At 70.7% G+C, this 24,290-nt stretch carries 19 protein-coding genes; 14 read left to right on the plus strand and 5 right to left on the minus strand.

Translation table 11 applies throughout. The features are described 5' to 3' along the window. Positions 1-12: 12 nt before the first annotated feature. From AC6JA9_RS17745 to AC6JA9_RS17775, 7 genes are all read left to right on the plus strand, one after another. Positions 13-543 (plus strand): hypothetical protein, encoded by a 531-nt coding sequence (locus tag AC6JA9_RS17745; protein ID WP_497960245.1) that lies wholly within the window; start codon positions 13-15, stop codon positions 541-543. Further along, positions 543-1,484, plus strand: coding sequence for a serine hydrolase (locus AC6JA9_RS17750; RefSeq protein WP_223750153.1), 942 nt, complete (start codon positions 543-545; stop codon positions 1,482-1,484). The genes AC6JA9_RS17745 and AC6JA9_RS17750 overlap by 1 nt, the downstream gene beginning before the upstream one ends. Before the next feature lie 66 nt (positions 1,485-1,550). Then, the gene (locus tag AC6JA9_RS17755; protein ID WP_497960246.1) at positions 1,551-2,870 is read left to right on the plus strand and encodes a hydroxyacid-oxoacid transhydrogenase; all 1,320 of its coding nucleotides are present in this window, start codon (positions 1,551-1,553) and stop codon (positions 2,868-2,870) included. 16 nt (positions 2,871-2,886) lie between these two features. Next, entirely contained in the window at positions 2,887-3,321 is a 435-nt protein-coding gene (locus AC6JA9_RS17760) for an acyl-CoA thioesterase (RefSeq protein WP_497960247.1), read from the plus strand. A 9-nt stretch (positions 3,322-3,330) separates the two neighbouring features. After that, positions 3,331-3,792 (plus strand): hypothetical protein, encoded by a 462-nt coding sequence (locus AC6JA9_RS17765; RefSeq protein WP_497960248.1) that lies wholly within the window; start codon positions 3,331-3,333, stop codon positions 3,790-3,792. After that, a complete protein-coding gene (locus tag AC6JA9_RS17770; RefSeq protein WP_223750149.1) occupies positions 3,764-4,222 on the plus strand; it encodes a hypothetical protein in 459 nt (152 codons plus the stop codon). The genes AC6JA9_RS17765 and AC6JA9_RS17770 overlap by 29 nt, the downstream gene beginning before the upstream one ends. A 12-nt stretch (positions 4,223-4,234) precedes the next feature. Then, entirely contained in the window at positions 4,235-4,717 is a 483-nt protein-coding gene (locus tag AC6JA9_RS17775; protein WP_223750148.1) for a hypothetical protein, read from the plus strand. Positions 4,718-4,896: 179 nt separating this feature from the next. Here AC6JA9_RS17775 and AC6JA9_RS17780 read toward each other — a convergent pair whose 3' ends face one another. Next, entirely contained in the window at positions 4,897-6,357 is a 1,461-nt protein-coding gene (locus AC6JA9_RS17780; protein WP_497960250.1) for an amidase, read from the minus strand. A gap of 271 nt (positions 6,358-6,628) precedes the next feature. On the opposite strand from AC6JA9_RS17780, the gene AC6JA9_RS17785 reads away from it, so the two are divergent. The 3 genes from AC6JA9_RS17785 (at position 6,629) to AC6JA9_RS17795 (ending at position 13,482) form a co-directional block, all read left to right on the plus strand. After that, positions 6,629-8,665 carry a membrane dipeptidase gene (locus AC6JA9_RS17785; protein WP_223750209.1) on the plus strand — a complete coding sequence of 679 codons (2,037 nt, stop codon included), beginning with the start codon at positions 6,629-6,631 and terminating at the stop codon, positions 8,663-8,665. A 69-nt stretch (positions 8,666-8,734) separates the two neighbouring features. Continuing rightward, positions 8,735-11,689, plus strand: a complete 2,955-nt coding sequence (locus AC6JA9_RS17790; protein ID WP_223784731.1) for a DEAD/DEAH box helicase — start codon at positions 8,735-8,737, stop codon at positions 11,687-11,689. A 35-nt stretch (positions 11,690-11,724) separates the two neighbouring features. Then, complete coding sequence (locus tag AC6JA9_RS17795) at positions 11,725-13,482, plus strand: DUF885 domain-containing protein (protein ID WP_223750208.1); 1,758 nt, start codon at positions 11,725-11,727, stop codon at positions 13,480-13,482. An 11-nt stretch (positions 13,483-13,493) separates the two neighbouring features. On the opposite strand, the gene AC6JA9_RS17800 is transcribed toward AC6JA9_RS17795, so the two are convergent. Together AC6JA9_RS17800 and AC6JA9_RS17805 are read right to left on the minus strand one after the other, a co-directional pair. After that, positions 13,494-15,194 carry a hypothetical protein gene (locus AC6JA9_RS17800; protein WP_497960251.1) on the minus strand — a complete coding sequence of 567 codons (1,701 nt, stop codon included), beginning with the start codon at positions 15,192-15,194 and terminating at the stop codon, positions 13,494-13,496. Between the two features lie 136 nt (positions 15,195-15,330). Then, entirely contained in the window at positions 15,331-16,614 is a 1,284-nt protein-coding gene (locus AC6JA9_RS17805; protein WP_408890736.1) for a DmpA family aminopeptidase, read from the minus strand. A 317-nt stretch (positions 16,615-16,931) separates the two neighbouring features. Here AC6JA9_RS17805 and AC6JA9_RS17810 point away from each other — a divergent pair, with 317 nt between their 5' ends. From AC6JA9_RS17810 to AC6JA9_RS17820, 3 genes are read left to right on the plus strand one after another with little or no spacing between them, the layout of a single operon-like run. Next, on the plus strand, positions 16,932-17,945 hold the full coding sequence (locus AC6JA9_RS17810) for a YxiH-YxzG fusion protein (RefSeq protein ID WP_223750143.1): 1,014 nt from the start codon (positions 16,932-16,934) through the stop codon (positions 17,943-17,945). Further along, positions 17,946-19,349: a 3' terminal RNA ribose 2'-O-methyltransferase Hen1 gene (locus AC6JA9_RS17815; RefSeq protein ID WP_497960253.1), complete on the plus strand. Its 1,404-nt coding sequence runs from the start codon at positions 17,946-17,948 to the stop codon at positions 19,347-19,349. Continuing rightward, on the plus strand, positions 19,346-21,907 hold the full coding sequence (locus AC6JA9_RS17820) for a polynucleotide kinase-phosphatase (protein WP_223784728.1): 2,562 nt from the start codon (positions 19,346-19,348) through the stop codon (positions 21,905-21,907). Before AC6JA9_RS17815 ends, AC6JA9_RS17820 begins: the two co-directional genes overlap by 4 nt. A gap of 25 nt (positions 21,908-21,932) precedes the next feature. Here AC6JA9_RS17820 and AC6JA9_RS17825 read toward each other — a convergent pair whose 3' ends face one another. Both AC6JA9_RS17825 and AC6JA9_RS17830 read right to left on the minus strand, forming a co-directional pair. Beyond that, a complete protein-coding gene (locus AC6JA9_RS17825) occupies positions 21,933-22,355 on the minus strand; it encodes a cupin domain-containing protein (protein WP_223750140.1) in 423 nt (140 codons plus the stop codon). A gap of 111 nt (positions 22,356-22,466) precedes the next feature. Next, complete coding sequence (locus tag AC6JA9_RS17830; protein ID WP_223750139.1) at positions 22,467-22,796, minus strand: hypothetical protein; 330 nt, start codon at positions 22,794-22,796, stop codon at positions 22,467-22,469. Between the two features lie 308 nt (positions 22,797-23,104). Here AC6JA9_RS17830 and AC6JA9_RS17835 point away from each other — a divergent pair, with 308 nt between their 5' ends. After that, complete coding sequence (locus AC6JA9_RS17835) at positions 23,105-24,277, plus strand: AI-2E family transporter (protein WP_497960255.1); 1,173 nt, start codon at positions 23,105-23,107, stop codon at positions 24,275-24,277. Positions 24,278-24,290 lie beyond the last annotated feature (13 nt).

Below are 24,290 nucleotides of genomic sequence, written 5' to 3' on the forward strand. Positions count from 1 at the left end.
TTGAGCAGGTCCATGACGACTCGCTCGAGCATCTTCACTGCGGCAGTGGGATGGGCAGTCCTCGTCGTGGAGGGCGGGTGCTCGGAGCTCATCGGCGCTGGCAGCGGCTCCATCTGGGTGGATGGCTCCAGCGCGGGCCCCGAGCGCATCATGTTCCAGGGCCTGGGCGGCTCGCTGGTGATGAACAACATCATCCTCGGAGCCCGGACGGGGACGCGCTTCAACGTCACCTTCTCCAACAACATCGTCGCGGGCGCGCCGACGACGCACGCGGGCAATGGCAACAACACGGCGTGCCTGGACCCGCTCGCGAGGGCGAACCTGGTGTCCACGCAGCTGTCTGCGGCGGGCTTCAGGGACGCGGCGGCGAAGGACTTCCACCTGCTGGCCTCCTCGGCCGCGGTGGACAAGGCCGTGACGCTCACCGGCGTGGTGGACTTCGACTACGACGGCGCCCAGCGCCTGCCTCCCTATGACTACGGCGCGTACGTGGCGGCCGCGGGGATTCCGCTCGTCACGCCGCAGCTCCAGGTGGAGCGCTGATGTTTCGGGTGGGAGCGTTGGTGCTGGGGCTGCTCGCGGTGGGGACCGCTCAGGCGACGGATGCGGGCCCCGCGCGTGCTTCGCTCCAGTCCGTCGTGGACTCGCTGGCAGCGGAGGCGGCGAGCCTGTCGCCGGGCTCGGACATCGCGTTGGCGGTGCGGGACTCGAGGACGGGGGAGTACGCCGGGTTCTCGGACACGGTGCCGCACATCTCCGCGAGCTCGGCCAAGGTGTTCTGGGTGGCCGCGGCGCTGAAGAAGGCCGAGGAGAAGAAGGTGGCCCCGCTGGCGGAGAAGGTCTTCCGCACCTCGGACAACGAGGCCTCGGGCGCGGTCATCGACCTGGTGGGTGGGCCGGACGCCATCAACGACTATCTGCGCTCGCTCGAGGTGAAGAACACCGCGCTGACGAAGTGGAACTACGGCAAGCCGCGCTGGGCCACCAACTCCCCGAAGGTGATGGGGAACGACAACTACCTCTGCGCGGCGGACGCGGTGGCCTTCCTCCATCGCCTGGCGGCGGGCGAGCTGCTGAAGCCCCGGCCGACGTCGCGCCTGTTGAAGTGGATGGAGCTGACGCCTCGCGAGGGCTGCGGTGGGTGGCTGGGCACGCGCCTGCCGGCGAAGGCCCGCGCGAGCTTGCGGCACAAGGCGGGGTGGCTGCCTCCGGGGTGCTGCTCGGACGACGCGCGCTACAACGTGCTCAACGAGGTGGGCGTGGTGCGGCTGCCGGACGGCGGGCACTACACGGTGGCCATCCTGGTGGCGCGCGGGCCGGACTGGCCACGTCAGGCGTTCTTCGTCGAGCGCGCGTCATGTGTGCTCTACCGCACGCTGTCGGGGGAGGCATCGCTCGACTGCGGAGAGGCGCTGGCGAAGCGGGGCGGCCCCGCGCCGGTGGTCATCGAGGACGGGGGGACACCTCCCGACTACGACTGCTGACGACGGCGCGCCCCTGGGGCGTCGAGCCACGGTAGATTGCGGCCTGGACCCTCGCGGGAGGACGTCATGGGCTTCGGGTGCTGCCACTACCAGGAGGTGGGGGAGGGATGTGACTCCGCCTTCACCATGGAGTCCTCGCGCGTCACCTTCGGACGGGGCTGCCTGTCGGAGGTGGGGGACAGGGCGAGGGCGCTCGGGATGCGGCGCGTGGCGCTCTTCACCGACGCGGGGGTGGCCAGGCTGCCCATCTTCGGCACCGTGGTGGAGTCGCTGCGCGCGGCGGGGCTGGAGTTTGGCGTCTTCAAGGACGTGAGCATCGAGCCCACGGACCAGTCCTTCCTGGAGGCAATCCGCTTCGCCGCGGACCTGCGTCCGGATGGCTATGTCTCCCTGGGCGGTGGCTCCGTCATCGACACGTGCAAGGCGGCGAACCTCTTCGCCACCTGGCCGTCCGACTTCCTGACGTACGTGAATGCGCCGGTGGGCGAGGGCCGGCCGGTGCCCGGGCCGCTCAAGCCCCACCTCGCGTGTCCCACCACGTCCGGCACGGGCAGCGAGGTGACGGGCATCACCATCTTCGATTTGCGCTCGCTGGGCGCGAAGACGGGCATCGCGTCGAACGCGCTGCGGCCCACCGAGGCGCTGGTGGACCCGGACTGCACCGCCACGCTGCCGGGCGAGGTCGTGGCGGCCAGTGGACTGGATGTCCTGTCCCACGCGCTGGAGAGCTATACGGCCCGGGCCTATGTGCGCCGGCCCGCGCCCGCGCGTCCGACGCTGCGGCCGATGAGTCAGGGGGCGAATCCCTGGAGTGATTTGGGCTGCCGTGAGGCGCTGCGGTTGATGGGGCTGTATCTGGAGCGGGGTGTGGCGGACGCGACGGACCACGAGGCTCGAGAGCAGTTGATGTGGGCGGCGACGCTGGCGGGCATCGCGTTCGGCAACGCGGGCGTGCATGCGCCGCACGGCATGGCGTACGCGGTGGCGGGGCTGGTGCGGGACTTCCGTCCCTCGGGTTATCCCCAGGAGGAGCCGCTGGTGCCACACGGCATGGCGGTCATCCTCAACGCGCCGGCGGTGTTCCGCTACACGGCGGCCGAGAGCCCGGAGCGTCATCTGGAGGCGGCCACGTGGCTGGGCGCGGACGCGCGGGGCGCGGGGCCTGGGGACGCGGGCGAGGTGCTGGCGGACAAGCTCATCCGCATCATGCGCGCGGTGGGGATGCCGAACGGGCTGCGGGGCGTGGGGTACACGCAGGAGGACGTATCGGCGCTCGCGTCGGGGGCGCTGCCCCAGCAGCGCCTGCTCCAGAACGCGCCCCGAGAGATGACGCGGCCGGTGCTGGAAGGGCTCTTCCAGCAGGCCCTGGGGTACTGGTCGCCGTGATGAGAGGGATTGTGCCGTGAGTGACGTCGAGACCGCCGAGCGCTACACCTACTTCCTGCCCATCACCACGCGGTGGATGGACAATGACGTCTACGGTCACATCAACAACGTCACGTACTACAGCTACTTCGACACCGTGGCGAACCACTACCTCATCCACGAGGGGGGGCTGGACATCCACGCGAGCCCCATCATCGGGTTGGTGGTGGAGTCGAAGTGCCAGTACCGCGCGCCGCTTGCGTATCCGGACCGCCTCCGGGCGGGGCTGCGGGTGGACAAGCTGGGCACGCGCTCGGTGACGTATGGGATTGGCATCTTCAAGGAGGGCGAGGCGGAGGCCGCGGCCCACGGCCACTTCGTCCATGTGTTCGTGGACCGACAGACGCGCAGGTCCACGGCGATTCCCGAGCGATTGAGAGAAGCGCTTTCGCGGTTGCGGCTGCCCTCCTAGGGAGATGTCATGGCGTCCCTTTCCCAGTCAGGTCCTGCTCTCGAGCTCTTCCTGCCGCTCGCGGCGCTGTGGTTCGCGTTCGTGTTGTGGGTCTTGTCGTGGGTGAGTGGCTGGCGCGGGCTGGCGCGGAACTTCGGGACAGACGCCGGGGACCGGCCCGAGTCGATGCGGTGGTTGCGCTCGGCCCGGTTGGGGTGGGCCTCGTACAACCATTGTCTCTGGATGGGTGGAGACGAGCGCGGCCTCTATCTGCGGCCCGTCCTGCCGCTGCGGCTGTCCCATTCCCCGCTGCGCATCCCCTGGTCGGAGATTCGAGCGTGGGAGCGCAAGAAGTTCCTGTTCCGGTGGACCGACACGCTCCTCCTCGGCCCGACGCACCTTCGGCTGACGGTTCCCTCGTCCGCGATGGAGTCGCTCACTGCCTACCTGGAGGACGGCCGCGATGGACGCGTTCAGACTCGTCTTCGATGAGCAGCGGGAGCTGGTGGGGGAGGTGCCCCCGGTGTCGTGCGGGCTGTGCGCCGCGCCGGCGAAGGGGCGGCTGCTCGAGGAGGGCGCGCTGGCGGGGAGCTTCGGGTGGGAGTGTGGCTGTGGCGCGCTGGGGATTCATGCGCCGCTGTATGATCTGGATGAGCTGTACGACGAGCTGCTGGCCGCGTGGGGGCTGGGGGTGGACCTGCCGGAGGCGGAGCCGCTGACGCCGGTGGGCGCCTCGGGGTTCCTCTTCGCGACGTATGTCGATGGGCCGAAGCTGCTCCAGCAGCTCTTCAATCGGGCCAGGGCGGAGGGGGCACAGGTGGCGGCCACCGAGGTGCAGGTCGTCATCGAGACCCCCGGCTCCGCGGGGTTGGAGCTGACCTGGGATGTGCTCTGGGCGCGTGCTCCGCGCCGGGGCGAGTGAGGAGGGATTCAGATGCTGGAGTCACGAGACATGCTCCTGCTGGCGACGGGGGCCTTACCGGGCTGGCTGTTTCCTCCGTTGTTCGTGCTGGGCCTCGTGGGCATCTCGTTCTTCGCGTCGGTCAAGGGTGGCTGGTCCGGGCTCGCGAAGCGCTACCGGACGAGCGCGCCCCGGCCGGACCTGTTCATGAAGATGTCGACCGGGCGGATGGGCTGGACGCACTACAACCGCTGCCTGACGGTGGGCGCGAGTGAAGCGGGGCTCTATCTCGCGATGATGCCCAGCTTCACACCGTTCCATCCGCCGCTGCTCATCCCCTGGTCTGAAATCAAGGAGCGGCGGCGTGAGACCTCCCAGTTCCAGCGCGTCGAGACACTCGTCATCGGGCCCGACCGGACCGTGGTCCGAATCGAGGCCCTGGTGATGGATGGACTCGGCCGATACCTGCCGCGCCTGGAGCCTGGGCTTCAACGGTTTCCGTCTCGAGGCGAGTGAGGTCGCTAGGATGTCCGTCAGGCTGACCCGATACTTCCGGCTCCCCGACGCCGTGCAGCCAGGCACCTGGTCCTTGGGCGCCCCGCTGGATGGACAGGGCCAGGAGCTGGATGACCCGACGGTTTTTATCGGGGGCCGGTCGCTACCAGGGGGTGGAGCGCGCCCACTCCGGCTTTGGGTCAGGCGGAGAGGTTCTCCGGCGCCTGCGCCGCGTGCACGGGCGGCCTGCGCACGGACCAGGGGCGGGCGTGCTCCAGCTGGCCCGCGAGCCGGAACAGGGTGGCCTCCTCCGCGAAGCGGCCGACGAACTGCACGCCGATGGGCAGACCCTGCGCGTTCCAGTGCAGGGGCACGGACATGGCCGGCTGTCCCGTCACGTTGAAGAGCGGCGTGAAGGGAATCAGCGTGAAGACGTGCCGGTACCACTCGCCCGCGCCCATGGGCTTGTTCGAGTCCAGCACGCCGAGCGGGTAGGGCGGCACGGCCACGGTGGGCGTCAGCAGCGCGTCGTGGTCCACGAAGAACGCGCCCACCACGCGGCTCACCTGGTTGAAGACCGCGAACGCCGCCTGCAGGTCCAGCGCGCGCAGACGCCGTCCGTGCTCCACGGCGGCCCACGTCGTGGCCTCCAGCGTGTCCGGCCCCAGCGTGCGCCCCAGCGCCCCGCCGAGCATCTCCGCGAGCGCCGCGTTGCTCGCGCACCACACCGACACCATGGCCTCCACCAGGACCGCGTCGTCATAGACGGGCGCGGCCTCCACGATGTCGTGCCCCAGCGACGCGCACAGCTTCGCCGCGTCCTCCACCGCCGCCACGTTGTCCGGGTGCACCGGCACGCCCGACGCCGCCTTGCGTGAAATCGCGATGCGCAGCTTCCCCGGCTCCCGACGCACCTCCTCCAGGAACGGCCGCTCCGGCGGCGGCGCGTAGTACGGGTCACCCGGCGCCGCGCCCTGCGTGGCATCCAGCATCGCCGCGCTGTCGCGCACCGAGCGGGTAATGACATGCTCGATGCCCAGGCCGTTGACCGCGTCGCCTCCGTCCGGACCCACCGAGACGCGCCCGCGCGTGGGCTTCAAGCCGAACACACCGCACAGCGAGGCCGGGATGCGCAGCGAGCCGCCGCCATCGTTGCCGTGCGCCACCGGGACGATGCCCGACGCCACCGCCGCCGCCGAGCCGCCGCTCGAGCCACCCGGGCTGCGCGACAGGTCCCACGGGTTGCGCGTGGGGCCGTACGTCACCGGCTCCGTGGTCGCGTTGTTGCCGAACTCCGGCGTGTTCGTCCGCCCCATCAGCACCAGGCCCGAGCGGCGATAGCGCTCCATCAACACCGTGTCATGCGGGAGCACCAGGCCACGCGCCAGCCGGCTGCCCAGCTCCGTGGGGATTCCCGCGGCGTGCACCACCAGGTCCTTGATGAGGAAGGGCACCCCACGGAAGGGCCCATCGGCCACCCCCCGCTTCAAGGCCTCGCGCGCGTCGGCTTCCCGGACGTCGATGACCGCGTTCAGCTTCGGATTGACGCGGGCGATGGCCTCCAGCGCCGCGCGCAGCAGCTCGTCGGGGCTGACTTCCTTCTGACGCACCAGCTCCGCCAGCCCCAGCGCGTCGTATCGCGTGTAGTCGTCCAGGTGCATGAGTCCTCGTGGCGCACCGGCCGACGGGACGCGGCCCAGGTGCGGCGCGAGAGGATACCGCTACACCTCTCGCCGCTGCTCGCGCGCGCCGCGCCGGGTCGCCACCGCACCACCACGCGAAGCCGATGACGCAAGGCGGCGACAACTGTCACCGAATGTTTCAAGCAGCACGGACGCGGCTCGAAATGCGCGTTGAGCGAGGAGTATCCTCACCACCGCGGCCGCGGAGCCATCCGCCCGCATCCCGAGAAGGAATCCCCCGCTTATGTTCATGTCCCCGCGTCATCGACGCCAGGGTGTCCTGGCCCTTCTTCCCTTGAGCCTGTGTCTGGGGCTCGCCTGCGGTCCCGTGCAGGAGGAGGCGCCGTCCGAAGCGCCCGCGACCGAGTCCGAATCCCAGCCGCTGACGGCCCCGGGCTTCGCGGAGCTGCACCACCACATGTTCGCGGAGGAGGCCTTCGGCGGTGGCTGGTTCCACGGCAGCCACACCGGCTCGCTGACGAGCTGTGACGGCGGCCTTCCGGAGAGCGACCACGCCCGCGTGCGCATGGACTTGAGCAACCTGCTCAACCTGTGCCCGAACTCGGGAGGCATCAACCTGGGCGGCAACCCGCTGCTCGCGGCGCTCTTCGGCCTGGGCGGCGCGGTGGGCTCGGAGTTCATCGGCAAGATTGAGGGCACCGAGGGCGACACCGGCATCCACCTGGGCCGCATGTCCGTCAACACCCAGTGGCCGCGCTGGGACACCATCGCCCATCAGCAGTCGTGGGAGGGGTGGCTGCGGCAGGCGCACCAGGGCGGCATGTCGCTGGTGATGGTGTCGCTGGTCAGCAACGAGTTCCTCTGCAAGGTGTTGCCGTACCAGAACATCTCGCGGCCGTGCGACGAGATGGTGGACGTGGAGCTCCAGCTCCAGATGGCGCGTGACTTCGACGCGCGCAACGACTGGGTGGAGATCGCCCTGACGCCCTCGCACGCGCGCAACATCATCGCCTCCGGCAAGCTCGCCATGGTGCTCTCCATCGAGACGAGCAAGCTGTTCGGCACCAAGGACTGGCGCACGGAGCTGGACCGCTTCTATTCGTTGGGTGTGCGCTCGCTCCAGCCGGTGCACCAGCTGGACAACCGCTTCGGCGGCGCGGCGCTGCACAACGCCATCTTCCAGGCCGCACAGTTCCTGGAGACGTGCCACGTGGACACCGACTGCGGCGTGACGACCGACACGATGACGCTCGGCTTCGACGTGTACCGCGACGCGGCGGGCAACTGCCGCAACACCAAGGGCCTCACCGCGGACGGCAAGGCGCTGGTGCAGGCGATGATGAGCCGCGGGATGCTCATCGACGTGGCGCACCTGTCGGAGAAGGGCCTGCAGGACGCCTTCGCCCTGGCGCAGGCGAACACGTACTACCCGCTGGTCATCTCCCACGGCCACTTCCGCGAGGTGATGAACCCGAAGCTGGCGGACGACGAGAAGACCACGCCCGCGTGGGTGGTGCGCTACCTGCGCCAGACGGGCGGCATCTTCGGCCTGCGCACGGCGCATGACGAGACGCGCACGTACTCGCGCTCGGGCGTGGCCAACAACTGCCACGGCTCCACGCGCTCCTTGGCGCAGGCGGTCGAGTTCGGCCGCCAGGGCCTCAAGGTGCCCATGGCCTTCGGCGCGGACCTGAACGGCTTCATCCAGCAGACCCGTCCGCGCTTCGGCAACAACGGCGCATGCTCGGCCACGTTCCAGGCGGAGGCGGACGCGCACCTGCGGCAGCAGAACGTCGCCGGCCCCACGCGCCTGGGCACGGGCTTCGACGAGTACGGCCTCGCGCACGTGGGCTACCTGCCGGACCTGCTCAAGGATTTGGGCCGCGTGGGCGCGAACACCGCGGGCCTGTCGGGCTCGGCGGAGACGTTCCTGAAGACGTGGGAGCGCGCCGTGAACCCGCGCACGGGCATGGCGGACGCGGCGGCGGACATCGACACCAGCGGCGTGGCCACCTACGTGGACAAGGCCACCCGCGAGACGCAGTACCCGCTCTTGTGCGGCGTGCGCTACGCGCCGGACTCCAAGGCCGTGGGCGAGTCCTGCCGCTTCAAGGAGGAGTGCATCAGCGACGCGTGCACCGCGTCCGGCTGCAACAGCTCCGGCACCTGCATCTGCGACGAGGAGGCCGACTGCGCGTCGACGCAGTACTGTGGTTGGGGTCTCAACAGCGGCAAGTGCCAGCCGAAGAAGGCCCGAGGGGCCACCTGCCTGTACGGGAAGGAGTGCTTGTCGGGTAGCTGCCGCTGGACGCTGACCTGCGGCTGAGCCGGGGGGCCGGGGTGCGCATCGCCGTTGCGCGGCGCACCCCGGGGGCGTAGGGAGTTCCCATCCCCTATGTCCGCCACCGTCCAACTGCTCGAAGCCGTCCGGAAGGAAGCCCGCCCCGGTATCTGGTCCAACGGAGTGAACCTCTCCCGCGCCGGGGCGGTGGTCCTCCAGTCGAAGACGGAGAGCGAGCTGGAGCTGAGGGTGCGCTCGTCGGGGCGCCCGGTTCCCTTCACGGTGACGCTCTATCCGGCCGACGAGGCCTGGGAGTGTGACTGCCCCAGCCGCGTGGACCCGTGCGAGCACGTGGTGGCCGCGGCCCTGTCGCTCCAGCAGGCGGAGAAGACGGACGCGCCCATGGAGACGGCGGCCACCCGCTGGTCGCGCGTGGTGTACCACTTCGCGCGCACGGGCGACGGCCTCCAGCTCAAGCGCACGCTGGCCCACGCGGACGGACGCGAGGAGGCGCTCGACGGCAGCCTCGCCTCGTACATGGCGAAGCCGGCGCAGGCCGCGCAGCTCCAGGTGGAGCAGGCCGACCTGCTGGCCGACCGCATCCTCGAGCAGCGCCGCACGCGCGGCGCCCTGGCCCCCGAGACGCTGGAGGCGCTGCTCAAGGTCCTGGTGCAGGCGCGCAACGTGCTGCTCGATGGCCGCCCCGTGGCCATCCCCGACGAGGTCGTCGTGCCCCGGGCGCTGGTGGAGGAGCGTGGCGGGCAGCTGGTGGTGACGGTGGCGAGGGACTCCCGCGTGACGGAGGTGGTGAGCCCCGGCGTCGCGCTGGTGGGGGACGCGCTGGCGCGGCTGGGCGAGACGGGCATGACGGGCCCGTGGCTCAACAACCTGCCCATCGTCCGCACCTACGGCGCGGAGCAGCTCGGCGAGCTGACCTCCAAGGTGCTGCCGGAGCTGGGGCGTCGCATGCCCGTGGACGTGCGCACGAAGCGGGTGCCGTCCATCGACCGCGAGCTCAAGCCGCGCATCCTGCTGGAGCTGCACCAGCTGGAGTCCGGGCTGTCGGTGCTGCCGACGCTGGTCTACGGCGCGCCGCCGGCGGTGCGCATCGACAACGGCCGCATGGTGTACCTGCGCGGCGCGGTGCCGCTGCGCGACGAGGCCGTGGAGCAGCGCCTGGTGCACGAGCTGCGCGAGGAGCTGAACCTGGTGCCGGGCCGTCGGGTGACGGTGCAGGGGCCGGAGATGGTGCGCTGGGCGGACAAGCTGCGGCGGTGGGGCGGGGACCTCGCCGGTGACGGCGCGTCGGTGGTGAGCCCGGACGTGCGGCTCAAGCCCTCGTTGTCCGTGGAGGGTGCCACCAACGCGCTCGGCGTGCCGGAGGTGCGCTTCACGCTCGACTTCCAGGTGGAGGGGGGCAAGGGCGGCGAGACGCGCTCGGTGGACGCGGCCGCAGTGGTGCGCGCGTGGCAGGAGGGGCTGGGCCTGGTGCCGCTGGTGGGCGGGGGCTGGGCGCCCTTGCCTCGCGCCTGGCTGGAGAAGAACGGCCAGCGCGTGGCGGACCTCCTGGCCGCGCGTCAGTCGGATGGCCGCGTGTCCAACCACGCGCTGCCGCAGCTGTCGCAGCTGTGCGAGACGCTGGAGCAGCCGCCTCCGCCGGGCCTGGACAAGCTGGCGCCGCTCGTCGAGGGCTTCGAGAAGCTGCCGCCGCCGGTGTTGCCGGAGGAACTCAACGCGTCGCTGCGCCACTACCAGCAGACGGGCGTGAGCTGGCTGGGCTTCCTCAAGAGCGCGGGCCTGGGCGGCATCCTCGCGGACGACATGGGCCTGGGAAAGACGCTCCAGACCATCTGCGTCCTGGGAAAGGGCTCGCTCGTCGTGTGCCCCACCAGCGTGCTGCCCAACTGGGCGGCGGAGCTCAAGCGCTTCCGTCCCTCGCTGAAGGTCTGCGTCTACCACGGCCCCGGCCGCGCGCTGGACGCGGCGGCGGACGTGACGCTCACCACGTATTCCATCCTGCGCCTGGACGCGGCGGTGCTGGGGGCGCAGGACTGGGCCATGGTGGTGCTGGACGAGGCGCAGGCCATCAAGAACCCGGAGAGCCAGGTGGCGCGCGCCGCCTTTGGCATCAAGTCCGGCTTCCGGCTGGCGCTCAGCGGCACGCCGCTGGAGAACCGCCTGGACGAGCTGTGGAGCCTGATGCACTTCACCAACCCGGGCCTGCTCGGCGGACGGCGGCAGTTCGAGGAGAAGCTCGCGCGCCCCATCTCCGAGGGCAACGCGGGCGCCGCGAGCGAGCTGCGCCGCCGCATCCGTCCCTTCGTGCTGCGCCGCCTCAAGCGCGACGTGGCGCCGGAGCTGCCGCCGCGCATCGAGTCGGTGATGCACGTGTCGCTGGATGAGCGCGAGCGCTCCATCTACGACGCGGTGATGGCGGCCACGCGCGCGGAGGTGGTGGCCCTGCTCAACGAGGGCGGCAGCGTGCTCAAGGCGCTGGAGGCGCTCCTGCGCCTGCGTCAGGCCGCGTGCCACCCGGCGCTGGTGCCCGGGCAGAAGGCCACCTCGTCGTCGAAGGTGGACACGCTGGTGGAGGCGCTCGACACGGCGGTGTCGGAGGGCCACAAGGCGCTGGTGTTCTCTCAGTGGACGTCGCTGCTGGACCTCATCGAGCCGGCGCTCAAGCGCGCGGGCATCGGCTTCGACCGGCTGGACGGCAGCACGGCGAACCGGGGCGAGGTGACGGCGCGCTTCCAGGCGGACGACGGCCCGCCGGTGCTCCTGATGTCGCTGAAGGCGGGCGGCACGGGCTTGAACCTGACGGCGGCCGACCACGTGTTCCTGGTGGACCCGTGGTGGAACCCGGCCGCGGAGGCGCAGGCGGCGGACCGCGCGCATCGCATCGGCCAGGAGCGACCCGTGAACGTCTACCGGCTGGTGTCGCAGGGCACCGTCGAGGAGCGCATCCTCGGGCTGCAGGACAAGAAGCGCGCGCTGATGGAGGCCGCGCTGAGCGAGGCCGGCGGCGCGGCGGCCATCACCCGTGAAGACCTGCTGGAGCTGTTCTCGTGAAGCGGTTGCTCGGACTCACCCTGGGGTTCTTCCTGATGCTGTCCATGGATGCCGAAGCCAAGAAGCAGGACGCGGCCACCACGCTGCGCACCATCCTCGAGCGCGACTGGCAATACCAACTGGAGCGCAGCCCGACGTACGCGTCCGTCGCCGGAGACCGGCGCTGGAACACGCGCTGGGATGACCTGAGCCTCACCGCGCTCCAGGCGGACAACACGCACTCGCGCCAGGTGCTCGAGCAGCTGAAGAAGGTGGACCGCGCGAAGCTGTCCGAGGAGGACCAGCTCAACCTGGACCTGTTCCGCAAGGAGCACGAGACGTGGCTGGAGGAGTTCCGCTTCGGCTGGCACCTGCTGCCCGTCAACCAGGTGGGCGGCATCCCCGAGGGCATCCGCCAGCCTCCGGGCGTGCAGACGGCCTACCAGCTCGCGGACACGCTGCGCTTCGACACGGTGAAGGACTACGAGGACTGGGTGGCCCGGCTGGAGGGCTTTCGGACCTACGTGGAGCAGGTGACGGCGCTGATGCGCGAGGGGGTGCGCCAGAAGAAGGTGCACCCGCGTGTCATCCTCCAGCGCGTGCCGCCGCAGATCGAGCGGCAACTGGTGGAGGACCCGACGAAGAGCGGCTTCTACACGCCCTTCCTGCGCTTCCCCGCGAAGCTGTCCGCCCAGGACCAGCAGCGCCTGGCGGCGGCGGGGCAGAAGGCGGTGCGCGAGGGCGTGGTGCCCGCGCTGCGTGCCTTCCACCGCTTCCTCGTCGAGGAGTACCTGCCCGGCGCGCCCGAGGCGGTGGGCATCTGGCAGTTCCCCGACGGCCAGGCCGCGTACGGCTTCTTCGCGCGCCGGTTCACCACCACGTCGCTGACGCCCGAGGAGATCCACGCGCTCGGGTTGTCGGAGGTGAAGCGCATCCGGGCGGAGATGGACGCCATCATGAAGCGCACGGGCTTCAAGGGCACGCTGCCGGAGTTCTTCCAGTTCCTGCGCACGGACCCGCGCTTCTACTCGCGCACCGGTGAAGAGCTGTTGATGCGCTACCGGAGCCTGGCCAAGCAGATCGACCCGCTGCTGGTGCGGCTGTTCAAGACGCTGCCCCGGCAGCCGTACGCGGTGGAGCCCACGCCGGAGGCCATGGCGCCGGACGTGACGACGGGCTTCTATTACGCGGGCTCCTCGGACGGCTCGCGCCCTGGCACGTACCTGGTGAACCTGTACCGTCCGGAGACGCGGCCGCACTGGGAGATGGTGCCCCTCACGCTGCACGAGGCCGTGCCGGGACATCACCTGCAGACGTCCCTGGCCACCGAGCAGACGGCGCTGCCGGACTTCCGCCGCTTTGGCTACTACGTGGCGTACGGCGAGGGCTGGGCGTTGTACTGCGAGACGCTCGGCGACGAGATGGGCCTGTACGAGAACCCGTACGACAAGTTCGGCCAGCTCTCGTACGACATGTGGCGCGCGGTGCGGCTGGTGGTGGACACGGGCATGCACGCGAAGCAGTGGACGCGTCAGCAGGCGCTCGACTACTTCATGGAGAACGCGCCCCGCCAGGCGTTGGACATCACCAACGAGGTGGACCGCTACATCGCCTGGCCGGGACAGGCGCTGGCGTACAAAGTGGGGCAGCTCAAGATTCGCGAGCTGCGCACCCGCGCCGAGGCCTCGCTGGGTGAGCGCTTCGACGTGCGCGAGTTCCACGACGTGGTGCTGCTGAGCGGCTCGCTGCCGCTCGACGTGCTCGAGCGCAAGGTGGACGCGTGGGTGGCCCGCCAGAAGGCCCTCGCGAAGTAGGGGAGCGCGGGCTACTTGCCGCGCCCCACGGTGACGCGCACCAGGTGCTTGATGGCCCGGTGCGCGCGCTGGCCTCCGGCGGACTTGATGAGCCGGTCATTCAGGTCATCCACCAGTCGGTGGCGCAGGGGCGGCTCGGTGGTGAGCAGGGCCTCGTAGCTGGCGCGCAGCTCCTCCTCGCGCCTCGTGGAGCACTCGAGCTCGAACTCCTTCGACGCGAGCAGCTCGCGCACGCCGTGCAGCTCTCCCCTGAGCGCCGTGCCCTCCGCATCCCGGTGGGCGAGCTGCTGCTCCAGCTCCCTCACCCGCGCCTCACCCGCCTCGCAGCGTGCGAGCAGGGCGTGGTGGCGCGCCTGGAGCTCCTCGAGCGCGGAGCGCGTCGCCTGGGTCTCCTCGGCGCGCAGCTGCTTCTCCTGCCGCAGCTCGGCGCGGACCTCCTCCAGCCACGTCGCCGCGCGCGACACCCAGTTCACGTTGGCCACCGGCTGCGCGAGGTTCGTCGCCAGCCGTGACAGCCACTCGCGCCGGAGCTTCCGCTGCTCCTCGATGTACGCGCCGCCGCGCTCCAGGGACGCGGGCAGGCCGCCCTCGAGGAAGTCCTTCAGCGACGTCTCCGACTCGGCCAGCCCCGCCTTCTTCTGGCGGTAGTACTCGTTGAAGGCGAACAGGTGGCTGGGCACGCCGGACACCTTGCCCAGCAGCGTCACGTGGTACGAGGACGCGACGAGCGCCTCGCACTCGCGGATGCGCTCCACGGCCTGGGACAGGCGCCCCTGGAAGAGCAGCCCCACCAGGTCCACCACGTCCGCCTGCGGGAAGTGCTCCGTGAAGGCCGTCTTGCGCATGGCCGCGAGGCTGTCCTCCACCACGGGGCGCTCGTCGATATATGCATTGAGCACCACCGGCGCCGCGGCCTCGCCGAAGTGCGCGCGCAGTGCCTGGAGCTGCTCGTTCATCGTCGCGGCGGGAGGCGGCAGCGAGTCCGGGTCCACGCCGGGGTCCGTATACGCGTAGGTGGACAGGTTCATGTGCAGCGCGAAGCGACCCGGCGCCTTCGGCCGGGGCTCCTGACGCGAGGCCTCCTCGGCCGCGCGGTCCAGCTCCTCGAGCGCGTCATCCCCGGACAGGAGCGCCGGGGCGCCATGCTCCACCAACGCCTGGACGGACTCGGGGTCCCGACACCCGAGCAGCAGCGGTTGCCATTGGTGCGCGTGCGCGGCCAGCCGGCTCGCGAACTCGGGACCGACCTGCAGCCCCGACAGCACGTAGTGCCCCGGCAGCCAGGCGTGCAGCAGCGACTCCACGAGCGCCAGCATCCCGTCGCCCCAGCGGCCATTGAAGTAGCCACCGCCATAGACATGCAGCCGGGCCGCGCCCCTCAGGCGCGTGGGCGAGACGGGCTCCAGGCCCAGCTCCCTCGCCTTGGTGGACGCGGTGTCTCCGCTGTCCGCGGAGAAGAAGACGAAGTCCTCCGTCCCGAGCACCACGGGGAGCTGACGCAGGTACTGCGCGTCCTGCACCCGCCCCAGCTCGTGGATGGAGACGACCGCCGACTCCTTGCGCCCCAGGTGCCAGCGCACGGCGCCCTGCAGCATGAGGATGTCCCCGAAGTTCCAGTATCCATTGAATCCTCCGGCCAGGAGGATCTTGGACATCTCGGGGGCATAGAGCTTCTTCAGGGTGGTGGAAGTCGCGAAGAACGAGAAGCGCATTCCCGTTCCTTAATCACGGACGTGACAATGTCGTCACTCGATACTTGCATGACAAAGAATGACTGTGGCCCGGGCGACGGCGGGTGGGTCTCCGAGTGGCCGCCTGGAGCCCATGCGAGCCGCCGCCCGAGTCCGGTCAGGGCTTCGCCGTCTTGCGGGTCGCCGGCGCGGGCGCGGCGGGCTTGAGCCGTCCGTACTTCTTCATCGCCTTGACCAGGCCGTCGTGCGGCAGGCCGAAGACGCGGATGTTGTCCGCCCCGGTCATGGTGTCGGAGGCCAGCATGGAGTTGAGGATGGCCTCCTGCGTGGCCTGGACGGTGGCCGCGAAGAGGGGGTTGAGGCGATCATTTCCGAGCACCGCCACGTTGGCGACGTGTGCCTGGGTCGGCGGCTTCAGGTGCTGGGTGGAGAAGGCGAGGAAGATGTCGCCCGAGTAGTTCTCACCCAGGCCGCCCATCTTGGCGATGCCCAGCGGCACGCGGCGGACGAGCCGGTTGAGCTGGTGGGGCAGGAGCGGCGCGTCCGTGGCGACGATGACGATGATGGAGCCCGCGCCCTCGAAGGGGTTGGGTGCCTTGGACGGGGCGCCCGTCGCGTCGCAGGACGGCACCGCCTGCATCATGGGGCTGCCGGGCTTCTGGGAGCCGAGGTAGCACGGCCGCTGGTCCGGGAGCTCCTCTCCCACGGGCACGCCCTCGACGGAGAAGAGGCGGCGCGAGCCGTAGTTGCATTGCACCAGTACCCCGAGCGTGTAGCCGCCGGCGGACTCGGGCAGCTTGCGCGACGCGGTGCCGATGCCGCCCTTGAAGTTGTGGCACACCATGCCCGTGCCGCCGCCCACGGAGCCCTCCGGGACGGGGCCGGTGCGCGCCGTCTCGAGTGCCTGGTGCGCGTGCTCGGGCTTGACGTGGAAGCCATACACGTCGTGCAGCATGCCGTCCCACGTCTCCGCGACGACGGGCAGGCCCAGGTCCCACGCGAGGTCCTTCTTCACCGCCCAGGTGATGACGGCCTCGCGCACGGCGCTGATGTCGTTGGTGTTGGTGATCATCACCGGGCCGTTGAGCTCACCGGACTCCTGAATCCAGTGCGTGCCGGTCATCTCGCCGTTGCCGTTGAGGGCGTAGGTGGAGGCGAAGACGGGCTCGCCCACGTTGGCCTTGCCTCGGGGCAGCACGGCGGTGACGCCGGTGCGCACGGGGCCCTTGCCCGCTTCGATGCGGCCCTGGCCGGAGATGAGCGTGGTGTGGCCCACCTCCACGCCCGGCACGTCGGTGATGGCGTTGAGGGGGCCTGATTGCCCCCCGAAGGTGATGCCCAGGTCCCTGGCGCGAGGCCTGGGGCGCTCGGCCTGGGCGGCGCCGAGCGTGGGAGTCAGCAGCAGCGACAGCAGCACGGAAGAGGAGAGCAGGGTGCGCATGCACCGCTTCCTACTCCTCCGCGCGGTGGTCGTGTAGCGCGGGGATGAGGGCGCCCGCGTCATTCCGGGCGCCCTCGCACCGCGTCAGAACGCGGTGCCGTCCGCGCGCAGACCCGGCGACGAGGTGAGGCCCGTGGGGGACACGACGTTGTGCGGCTTGAACAACGAAGCGCGCGGGGGGTGTTTCCACTGTAGCGCGAGTGCCTGTCATGGGGGGAGGTGTGCGCCCGCGGGGAGCGTCAGGTCCCCTCCGGACCTGGCGTCTGCGGCCTCGAAACCGGCCCCCCCGAGCTCGGTTCCCAGACCAGGAAAAAGCCATGTCAGAACGCGAGTTGACCCATCTCGAGGTGCCGTGTTTCGTCGATTTCTCGGAGGCCCTGGCGGGCCGAGAGGTGGTGGCGCAGGGAGTTGGGCCCGACCTCGACCTGTGGCTCGTGGCATTGGACGGCAAGCGCGACGACCGGATGTCCTTCACGCCGGGAGGTGCCTCGTTCGCCAAGTCCCACGCGGACGCTCCGCAGTCCTACGAGGTCCTGCGCTATCCCTCCCCGGACGCCGAGCCCGAGTCCATCCTCCTTCCACCCGAGCGCCTCAACTTCCACTTCGTCCAACCCCTGCCCGATGGAGACCTGCTGCTGGCGGGGGCCCGGTGCGCCTACGTGGACAAGGACGCTCACGCCCGCAACGCCATCGTCTACTCGCGACAAGGCGTGGCCCGGCGCGAACTGACGCTCGGTGATGGCATCCAGGACATCCAGACCACGAGCGATGGTCGGCTGTGGGTGAGCTACTTCGACGAAGGTGTGCTCGGCAACCGGGGTTGGGGGCAGGGTGACATCGACAGCGAGCCCATCGGCCGCAGCGGGCTGGTGCAATTCGATGCGATGGGGCGGCGCTTGAGTGAGTTCGACCCGCGCGCCGCCGGGACGGACATCATCATCGACTGCTATGCGCTCAACGTCGCGTCGGACGACGAGACCTGGCTGTACTTCTACACGGACTTCCCGCTGGTGCGGCTGCGCGACGGCGCGAAGCCGGTGACCTGGAAGACACCCGTCGCGGGAGCGAGCGCGATGGCGGTGGGCTCTACGCACGTGTTGTTCGGCGGCTCGTATTCGGCGCGCTCCCAGTTCGAGCTGTACGTGCTGCACGGTCGCCGCGAGAAGACGTTGGCCTCCGCGGGGACCTTCGTCTTCGTGGACCCGGACGGCGAGCGCTGGCAGCCCACGTGGATGCGCGGGCGTGGGCCCTGGTTGTATGGCGGCGAAGGCACTCGCGCGTTTCGCATCGACCTCGACACCCTCGTGGCCTCGGCCCGGGTCTGGCACTGAATGCTCCTGACACTCTCGACGACCCACTCTCCCGCGACGGACCTGGGCTACCTGCTGCACAAGAGCCCGCACAAGCCCCAGTCGTTCGACGTGTCGTTCGGCACGGCGCACGTCTTCTACCCGGAGGCGACCGAGCAGCGCTGCACGGCCGCGCTCCTGTTGGAGGTGGACCCGGTGGCGCTGGTGCGCGAGCGCAAGGGCCCCTCCGGCGACGGCGGCGCGCTGGAGCAGTACGTCAATGACCGCCCCTACGTGGCCTCGTCGTTCCTGAGCGTGGCGCTCTCGCGCGTCTTCGGCGCGGCCCTCTCCGGCCGCAGCCGCGAGCGGCCCGAGCTGGCGGCCCGGGCGCTGCCGCTCACCGCGCGGCTGTCCGTGCTGCCGTGTCGTGGAGGCGAGCCCTTCCTGCGGCGCCTCTTCGAGCCGCTCGGCTACACCGTGACGGCCACCCGCCACGTGCTCGACGAGACGGTGCCGGAGTGGGGGCCCAGCCGCTACTTCACGGTGACGCTCCAGGGGGACAAGCCGCTGTCGGACCTGCTCAGCCACCTGTACGTGCTGGTGCCGGTGCTGGACGACGACAAGCACTACTGGGTGACGGAGGATGAGGTCGACAAGCTCCTGCGCCACGGTGAGGGCTGGCTCGCGTCGCATCCGGAGCGGGAGGTCATCACGCGGCGCTACCTGCGCCACCAGCGCAGCCTCGCGCGCGAGGCGATGTCGCGTCTGCTGGAGGGCGAGGACACCGGTGTGACGGACGCGGTCGAGACGGCCCGCGACGAGGCCGAGGCCACGCTGGAGCGGCGGGTCAGCCTGGACGAGCAGCGGCGGGAGGCCGTGCTGACGGCGCTCGTCGAGCAGGGCGCGGCGTCGGTGGTGGACGTGGGTTGCGGCGAGGGCAAGCTCCTGCGGGCCTTGCTCCAGGAGCGTCGCTTCACGCGCATCACCGGCATGGACGTGTCCACGCGGGCGCTGGAGGTCGCCGCCGAGCGGCTGAAGCTGGAGCGGCTCCCCGACCTCCAACGTCAGCGCATCCAGCTGCTGCAAGGCTCGCTGCTGTACCGGGACGCGCGGCTCTCGGGCCATGACGCCGCGACGGTGGTGGAGGTCATCGAGCACCTGGAGCCGTCCCGGCTGGCCGCGTTCGAGCGGGTGCTGTTCGAGTGGGCGCGTCCGGGCGTCGTGGTGCTGACGACGCCCAACGCGGAATACAACGTGCGCTTCGAGGGCCTGGCCCCGGGCGCGTTCCGGCACAAGGACCACCGCTTCGAGTGGACGCGGGCGCAGTTCGAGTCCTGGGCGCGGCGGCAGGCGGAGCGCTTCGGCTACGGCGTGCGCTTCGTGCCCGTCGGGACGCTGGATGCGGAGGTCGGCGCGCCGACCCAGATGGCGGTGTTCACACGATGAAAATCTCCCTTCCCGAGCTGTCCCTGGTCCTGCTCGTTGGCCCCTCTGGCGCCGGCAAGTCCACCTTCGCGCGCAAGCACTTCCTCCCGACGGAGGTCCTCTCGTCCGACACCTGCCGCGGCTTCGTGTCCGACGACGAGAACGACCAGGACGCGACGCGCGACGCGTTCGACGTGCTGCGCTTCATCGCGGCGAAGCGGCTGGCGCGCGGCCGGCTGACGGTCATCGACGCGACCAACACCCAGCCCGAGGCGCGCAAGCCGCTGGTGGCCCTGGCGCGCGAGTACCACGTGCTGCCGGTGGTCATCGTCCTGGACGTGCCCGAGGCCACCTGCCACGCGCGCAACGCGCTGAGGCCCAACCGTCAGTTCGGACTCCGGGTGGTGCGCCACCAGCTCCAGCAGCTGCGCCAGTCCCTGCGCGGCCTGGAGCGCGAGGGCTTCCGCCACGTCCACATCCTCAAGCCCGAGCAGCTCGAGGACCTGGTCATCGAGCGTCAGCCGCTGTGGAACAACCGCAAGCAGGAGACGGGGCCCTTCGACATCATCGGCGACATCCACGGGTGTCTGGACGAGCTGGTGCTGCTGCTGACGAAGCTGGGCTACGTCGTCACGCCCCAACCGGTGGGGGACCCTGGTTTCGACGTGCGCCCGCCCGAGGGCCGCAAGGTGGTGTTCCTGGGCGACCTGGTCGACCGGGGGCCGGGAGTCGTCGGGGTGCTGCGGCTGGTGATGGGGATGGTGGAGGCGGGCACGGCGCTGTGCGTGCCGGGCAACCACGAAATCAAGCTGATGCGGAAGCTGCGGGGCGGTGACGTCAAGCTGTCCCACGGCCTCGCGGAGTCGATGGAGCAGCTCGAGCGCGAGCCCCCGGAGTTCCGCGCCCAGGTGGTGAAGTTCATCGACGGGTTGGTGTCCCACTACGTGCTGGACGGTGGAAGGCTCGTGGTCGCGCACGCGGGGCTCAAGGAGTCCATGCAGGGGCGCGGCTCGGGCAAGGTGCGCGACTTCGCGCTCTACGGCGAGACGACGGGGGAGACGGACGAGTACGGGCTGCCCGTCCGCCACGACTGGGCCTCCGAGTACCGGGGCAAGGCGATGGTGGTCTACGGCCACACGCCCGTGCCGGAGGCCGAGTGGCTCAACAACACGCTCTGCGTGGACACCGGCTGTGTCTACGGCGGGAAGCTGACGGCGCTGCGCTATCCGGAGCGGGAGCTGTGCTCCGTGCAGGCGGCGCGCGTGTACTGCGAGGCGCGCAGGCCGCCGGGCATCGGAGGCGCTCCCGCCGCGCTGACGGCGCAGCAGCAGGACGACGACGTGCTCGACGTGGCGGACGTGCTGGGCAAGCGCATCGTGACCACGGGGCTGATGCGCAACATCACCCTCCGCGAGGAGAACGCCGCGGCCGCGCTGGAGGTGATGAGCCGCTTCGCGGTGCACCCCAAGTGGCTCATCTACCTGCCGCCCACCATGTCGCCGTCGGAGACGAGCGCGCGCCCCGGGCTCCTGGAGCACCCGGAGGAGGCGTTCGCCTACTTCCAGCGCGAGGGCGTGCTGGAGGTGGTGTGCGAGGAGAAGCACATGGGCTCGCGCGCCGTCGTCGTGCTGTGCCGCGACGCGGACGTGGCCCGCCGGCGCTTCGGGCTCGACGGGGACGAGCGGGGCGCGTGCTACACGCGGACCGGGCGGCGGTTCTTCCAGGACGAGGCGCTGGAGGCGGCGTTCCTGGCGCGGCTGGGCGCGGCCTTCGACGCCTCCGGGTTCTGGGGGGAGCACCAGACGGACTGGGCCTGCCTGGACTGCGAGCTGATGCCGTGGTCGCTGAAGGCGCGGGAGCTGGTGCGCGAACAGTACGCGGCGGTGGGCGCGGCGGCGTTGGCCTCGGTGGGCGCGGCCCGGGAGGCGGTGGCCCAGGCGGCGGCGCGGGGGCTGGACCTGTCGGCGCTGGTGAGCCGCTTCGAGCGCAAGGCGGACGGCGTGGGGCGCTATGTCGCGGCCTATCGGCGCTACTGCTGGCCGGTGGCTTCGCTGGAGGACGTGCGGCTCGCGCCGTTCCACCTGCTGGCGACGGAGGGCGCCGTGCACACGGACAAGGACCACGTGTGGCACATGGAGTCGCTGGCCAGGGTGTGCCGCGCGGATGCCGGGTGGCTGGTGGCCACGCCCTATCGCGTGGTGTCGCTGGCGGACGCGGAGGAGGTGGCGGCGGCGACGCGGTGGTGGGAGTCGCTGACGGCGAACGGCGGCGAGGGCATGGTGGTGAAGCCCCGGGCTTATGTGGCGCGTGGCAAGAAGGGCTACCTCCAGCCGGCCATCAAGTGCCGCGGGCCCGACTACCTGCGCATCATCTACGGCCCCGAGTACACCGCGCCCGAGCACCTGTCGCGCCTGCGCCAGCGGGGCGTGTCCACCAAGCGCTCGCTGGCCATGCGGGAGCTGTCACTGGGCCTGGAGGCGCTGGAGCGCTTCGTGCGCCGGGAGCCGCTGCGGCGCGTGCACGAGTGTGTCTTCGGCGTGCTCGCGCTGGAGAGTGAACCGGTGGACCCCCGGCTGTAGCCGAGGGTCCGCCCCGCTCCCCGAGTCAGTGAACGCCCGGCGGCTGCTGGGTGGAGGACTGCACGCGCGCGCGGCCCTGGGACGCGCCGCGCTCCGCGTAGTGGCCCATGCCCTCGAAGTCCACCGCGATGCAGGGCTCGTCGCCAATCACCCAGCCATCATGGCCCGGCGGGATGATGGCCACGTCTCCCGGGCCCGCTTCGAGCTCGGTGCCGTCATCCATCCGGATCACCATGCGCCCGCTGACGATGTAGCAGGCGTGCGCCACCTGGCAGGAGTCGGTTCCCGCCAGCGGCTTGACGTCCTGGGACCACTTCCAACCCGGCTCGAAGACGACCCTTCCCACCGTCGTGTCGTCGTCGAAGCGGAGGATCTCCGCGTGCCCGTGGTCGGCGAACGGCCGACGCTCGTCGGGCGTGGAGAAGCGCTTGATGCTGAGCTCGCTCATGATGTTCCCCCCTGCGAGCCTGCGGAGGAGCGCCGGAGCGCCCCGGAACCCGTGGCCCGACTGTGATGTCTCAAGGGAAACGTAGGGATGCTCCCGGGGCGCGACAGGGCCTCAGGTCGTCAGCTCCAACGACATGGCCTGGCCCGCCTCGAAGCCCGGCTCGCGGCGCAGCCGCTCCAGCACGCCGCGTGTGCAGTGCAGCGTCACCAACGGAAACACCCCGGGCTCGCTCACCCAGCGCACCGCGCTCATCAACTGGTGCGCCCGCAGGAAGCCGAGCACCTGGTCGCGGAACTGGCGGCTCTCCTCCCCCGCACGCTGGTGGATGGCCGCGCGGCTCTCCAGGGGCGCGGCCGCGGACGCACGCCTGGCCTCGCCGCGTGGAGCGGCTCGAACCTCCGCGGGCTTCTCTCGGGGCATGACGATGGCTTCGACCCACATCGCGTCGCCTCCTTCCGGGCGTGATTCCAGGTCTGCTTGAAGATTATCGGACATGGCGCAGTCCGGTTGTGTCCCGTCGCTGTCGGACTGAAGGGTGGGGCGCCAGCACCCTCACGGCACAGGTTCGTTCCGGCGCGCCGCCAACCGCCCCGTGGAGTCAGCGCGCGCACGGGGGCTCGGCCGTCCGCCTGCTCCACGAGACACCGAGCGTCGACGCCCCTGGGCCCGGGCGCTCGTGCGCGCGAGCGTCCCGCGCTCGTGTGGGTGGGGGACTGACTGGCGGCGCGCCACTTCCTACCTTGTCGCGCATGAAGGACTCAGGACGCCAGCTCCCCGTCTACGTGCCCGCCCGCACGGTGTGGGCCGTGGGGCTTCAGGTGCTGTTGCTCGCGGTCTGCTGGCTGGTGCTGCGCAGGCTCTATCCGCTCCTGACGCTGCTGGCCGTCGTGCTCCTGCTGTCGCTCGCGCTGGACCCGCTGGTGCGCAGGCTGGAGCGCTGGGGCGTGCGCCGCGGCCTGGGCGTGGCGGCGGTGGCGCTGCTCCTGCTGGGGTTGATGGGCGTGCTGGTGGGGACGCTGGTGCCCGCGCTGGTGCAGCAGCTGGAGGGCCTGGTCCAGTCCGCGCCGGGGCTGTTGGAGAAGCTCTCCCAGTCGAAGTGGCTCCAGGAGCTGGGGACGCGCTACGGCTTCGAGCTGAAGCCGGAGGAGCTGCTGCGCTTCGAGCCGCTGGACCTGGCGGGTCGCGCGGTGGGCGTGCTGTCCTCCTCCCTGGGACTGCTCGCCGGTGGAATCACGGTGGTGGCGCTCACCGTGTTCGGCCTGCTGTTCGGCGGCGAACTGTACGAGAGCATCCTCCAGTGGGTGGCGCCGCGGCGGCAGCACCACGTGCGCCAGCTGGTGGGCCGCATGCGCGAGGCGGTGAGCAACTACATCGCCGGCACCCTGTTCGTGATGACCATCGGCGGCGTGGTGGCGGCCATCGTCGCGCTCGCCCAGGGCGTGCCGTACTTCCTGCCGTTGGGGCTGGCGGTGATGGTGCTGGGCGTCATCCCCTACATCGGCAGCATCGTCAGCGGTGTGCTGGTGTGCCTCACCACGCTGGCCACCGTGGGGTTCCGCTCGGCGGTCATCGCGTTGATCATCTTCGTCGTCTACAACCAGATTGAGTCCAACGTGCTGGGCCCCATGGTGCAGCGGCGCGCCATCCGGATGAACCCGCTGCTCATCTCGCTGGTGGTGCTGTGCGGAGGCGCCCTGGCGGGGCTGCTCGGCGCGGTCATCGCCGTGCCGCTGGCCGCCGCCGCGCAGGTGCTGCTCCAGGAGGTCCTCCGCGAGCGGCAGCTGCGCTTCAGGCGCGCCCACCACCGCGAGCGCGCGCGCCGCCAGGTGGGCAAGGGCGCGGTGGAGGAGGGGCTGTTGCTCGCGGGCCCGCTGGAAGGCGGCGAGCCTCCGTCGGAGCAGGGCCCCGGCGAGCGCCACTGAAAGACAGAGGGCC

This window comes from Myxococcus sp. MH1 (genome assembly GCF_059738865.1).

Bases quoted from the DNA above. Each gene is read 5' to 3' on its own strand.
- AC6JA9_RS17780 (WP_497960250.1), bottom strand. From the start codon at position 6,357: ATGCACCTGGACGACTACACGCGATACGACGCGCTGGGGCTGGCGGAG.
- AC6JA9_RS17770 (WP_223750149.1), top strand. From the start codon at position 3,764: ATGGACGCGTTCAGACTCGTCTTCGATGAGCAGCGGGAGCTGGTGGGG.
- AC6JA9_RS17800 (WP_497960251.1), bottom strand. From the start codon at position 15,194: ATGCGCTTCTCGTTCTTCGCGACTTCCACCACCCTGAAGAAGCTCTAT.
- AC6JA9_RS17775 (WP_223750148.1), top strand. From the start codon at position 4,235: ATGCTGGAGTCACGAGACATGCTCCTGCTGGCGACGGGGGCCTTACCG.
- AC6JA9_RS17765 (WP_497960248.1), top strand. From the start codon at position 3,331: ATGGCGTCCCTTTCCCAGTCAGGTCCTGCTCTCGAGCTCTTCCTGCCG.
- AC6JA9_RS17755 (WP_497960246.1), top strand. From the start codon at position 1,551: ATGGGCTTCGGGTGCTGCCACTACCAGGAGGTGGGGGAGGGATGTGAC.
- AC6JA9_RS17805 (WP_408890736.1), bottom strand. From the start codon at position 16,614: ATGCGCACCCTGCTCTCCTCTTCCGTGCTGCTGTCGCTGCTGCTGACT.
- AC6JA9_RS17750 (WP_223750153.1), top strand. From the start codon at position 543: ATGTTTCGGGTGGGAGCGTTGGTGCTGGGGCTGCTCGCGGTGGGGACC.
- AC6JA9_RS17820 (WP_223784728.1), top strand. From the start codon at position 19,346: ATGAAAATCTCCCTTCCCGAGCTGTCCCTGGTCCTGCTCGTTGGCCCC.
- AC6JA9_RS17830 (WP_223750139.1), bottom strand. From the start codon at position 22,796: ATGTGGGTCGAAGCCATCGTCATGCCCCGAGAGAAGCCCGCGGAGGTT.
- AC6JA9_RS17825 (WP_223750140.1), bottom strand. From the start codon at position 22,355: ATGAGCGAGCTCAGCATCAAGCGCTTCTCCACGCCCGACGAGCGTCGG.
- AC6JA9_RS17810 (WP_223750143.1), top strand. From the start codon at position 16,932: ATGTCAGAACGCGAGTTGACCCATCTCGAGGTGCCGTGTTTCGTCGAT.
- AC6JA9_RS17790 (WP_223784731.1), top strand. From the start codon at position 8,735: ATGTCCGCCACCGTCCAACTGCTCGAAGCCGTCCGGAAGGAAGCCCGC.
- AC6JA9_RS17835 (WP_497960255.1), top strand. From the start codon at position 23,105: ATGAAGGACTCAGGACGCCAGCTCCCCGTCTACGTGCCCGCCCGCACG.
- AC6JA9_RS17815 (WP_497960253.1), top strand. From the start codon at position 17,946: ATGCTCCTGACACTCTCGACGACCCACTCTCCCGCGACGGACCTGGGC.
- AC6JA9_RS17785 (WP_223750209.1), top strand. From the start codon at position 6,629: ATGTCCCCGCGTCATCGACGCCAGGGTGTCCTGGCCCTTCTTCCCTTG.
- AC6JA9_RS17745 (WP_497960245.1), top strand. From the start codon at position 13: ATGACGACTCGCTCGAGCATCTTCACTGCGGCAGTGGGATGGGCAGTC.
- AC6JA9_RS17795 (WP_223750208.1), top strand. From the start codon at position 11,725: ATGCTGTCCATGGATGCCGAAGCCAAGAAGCAGGACGCGGCCACCACG.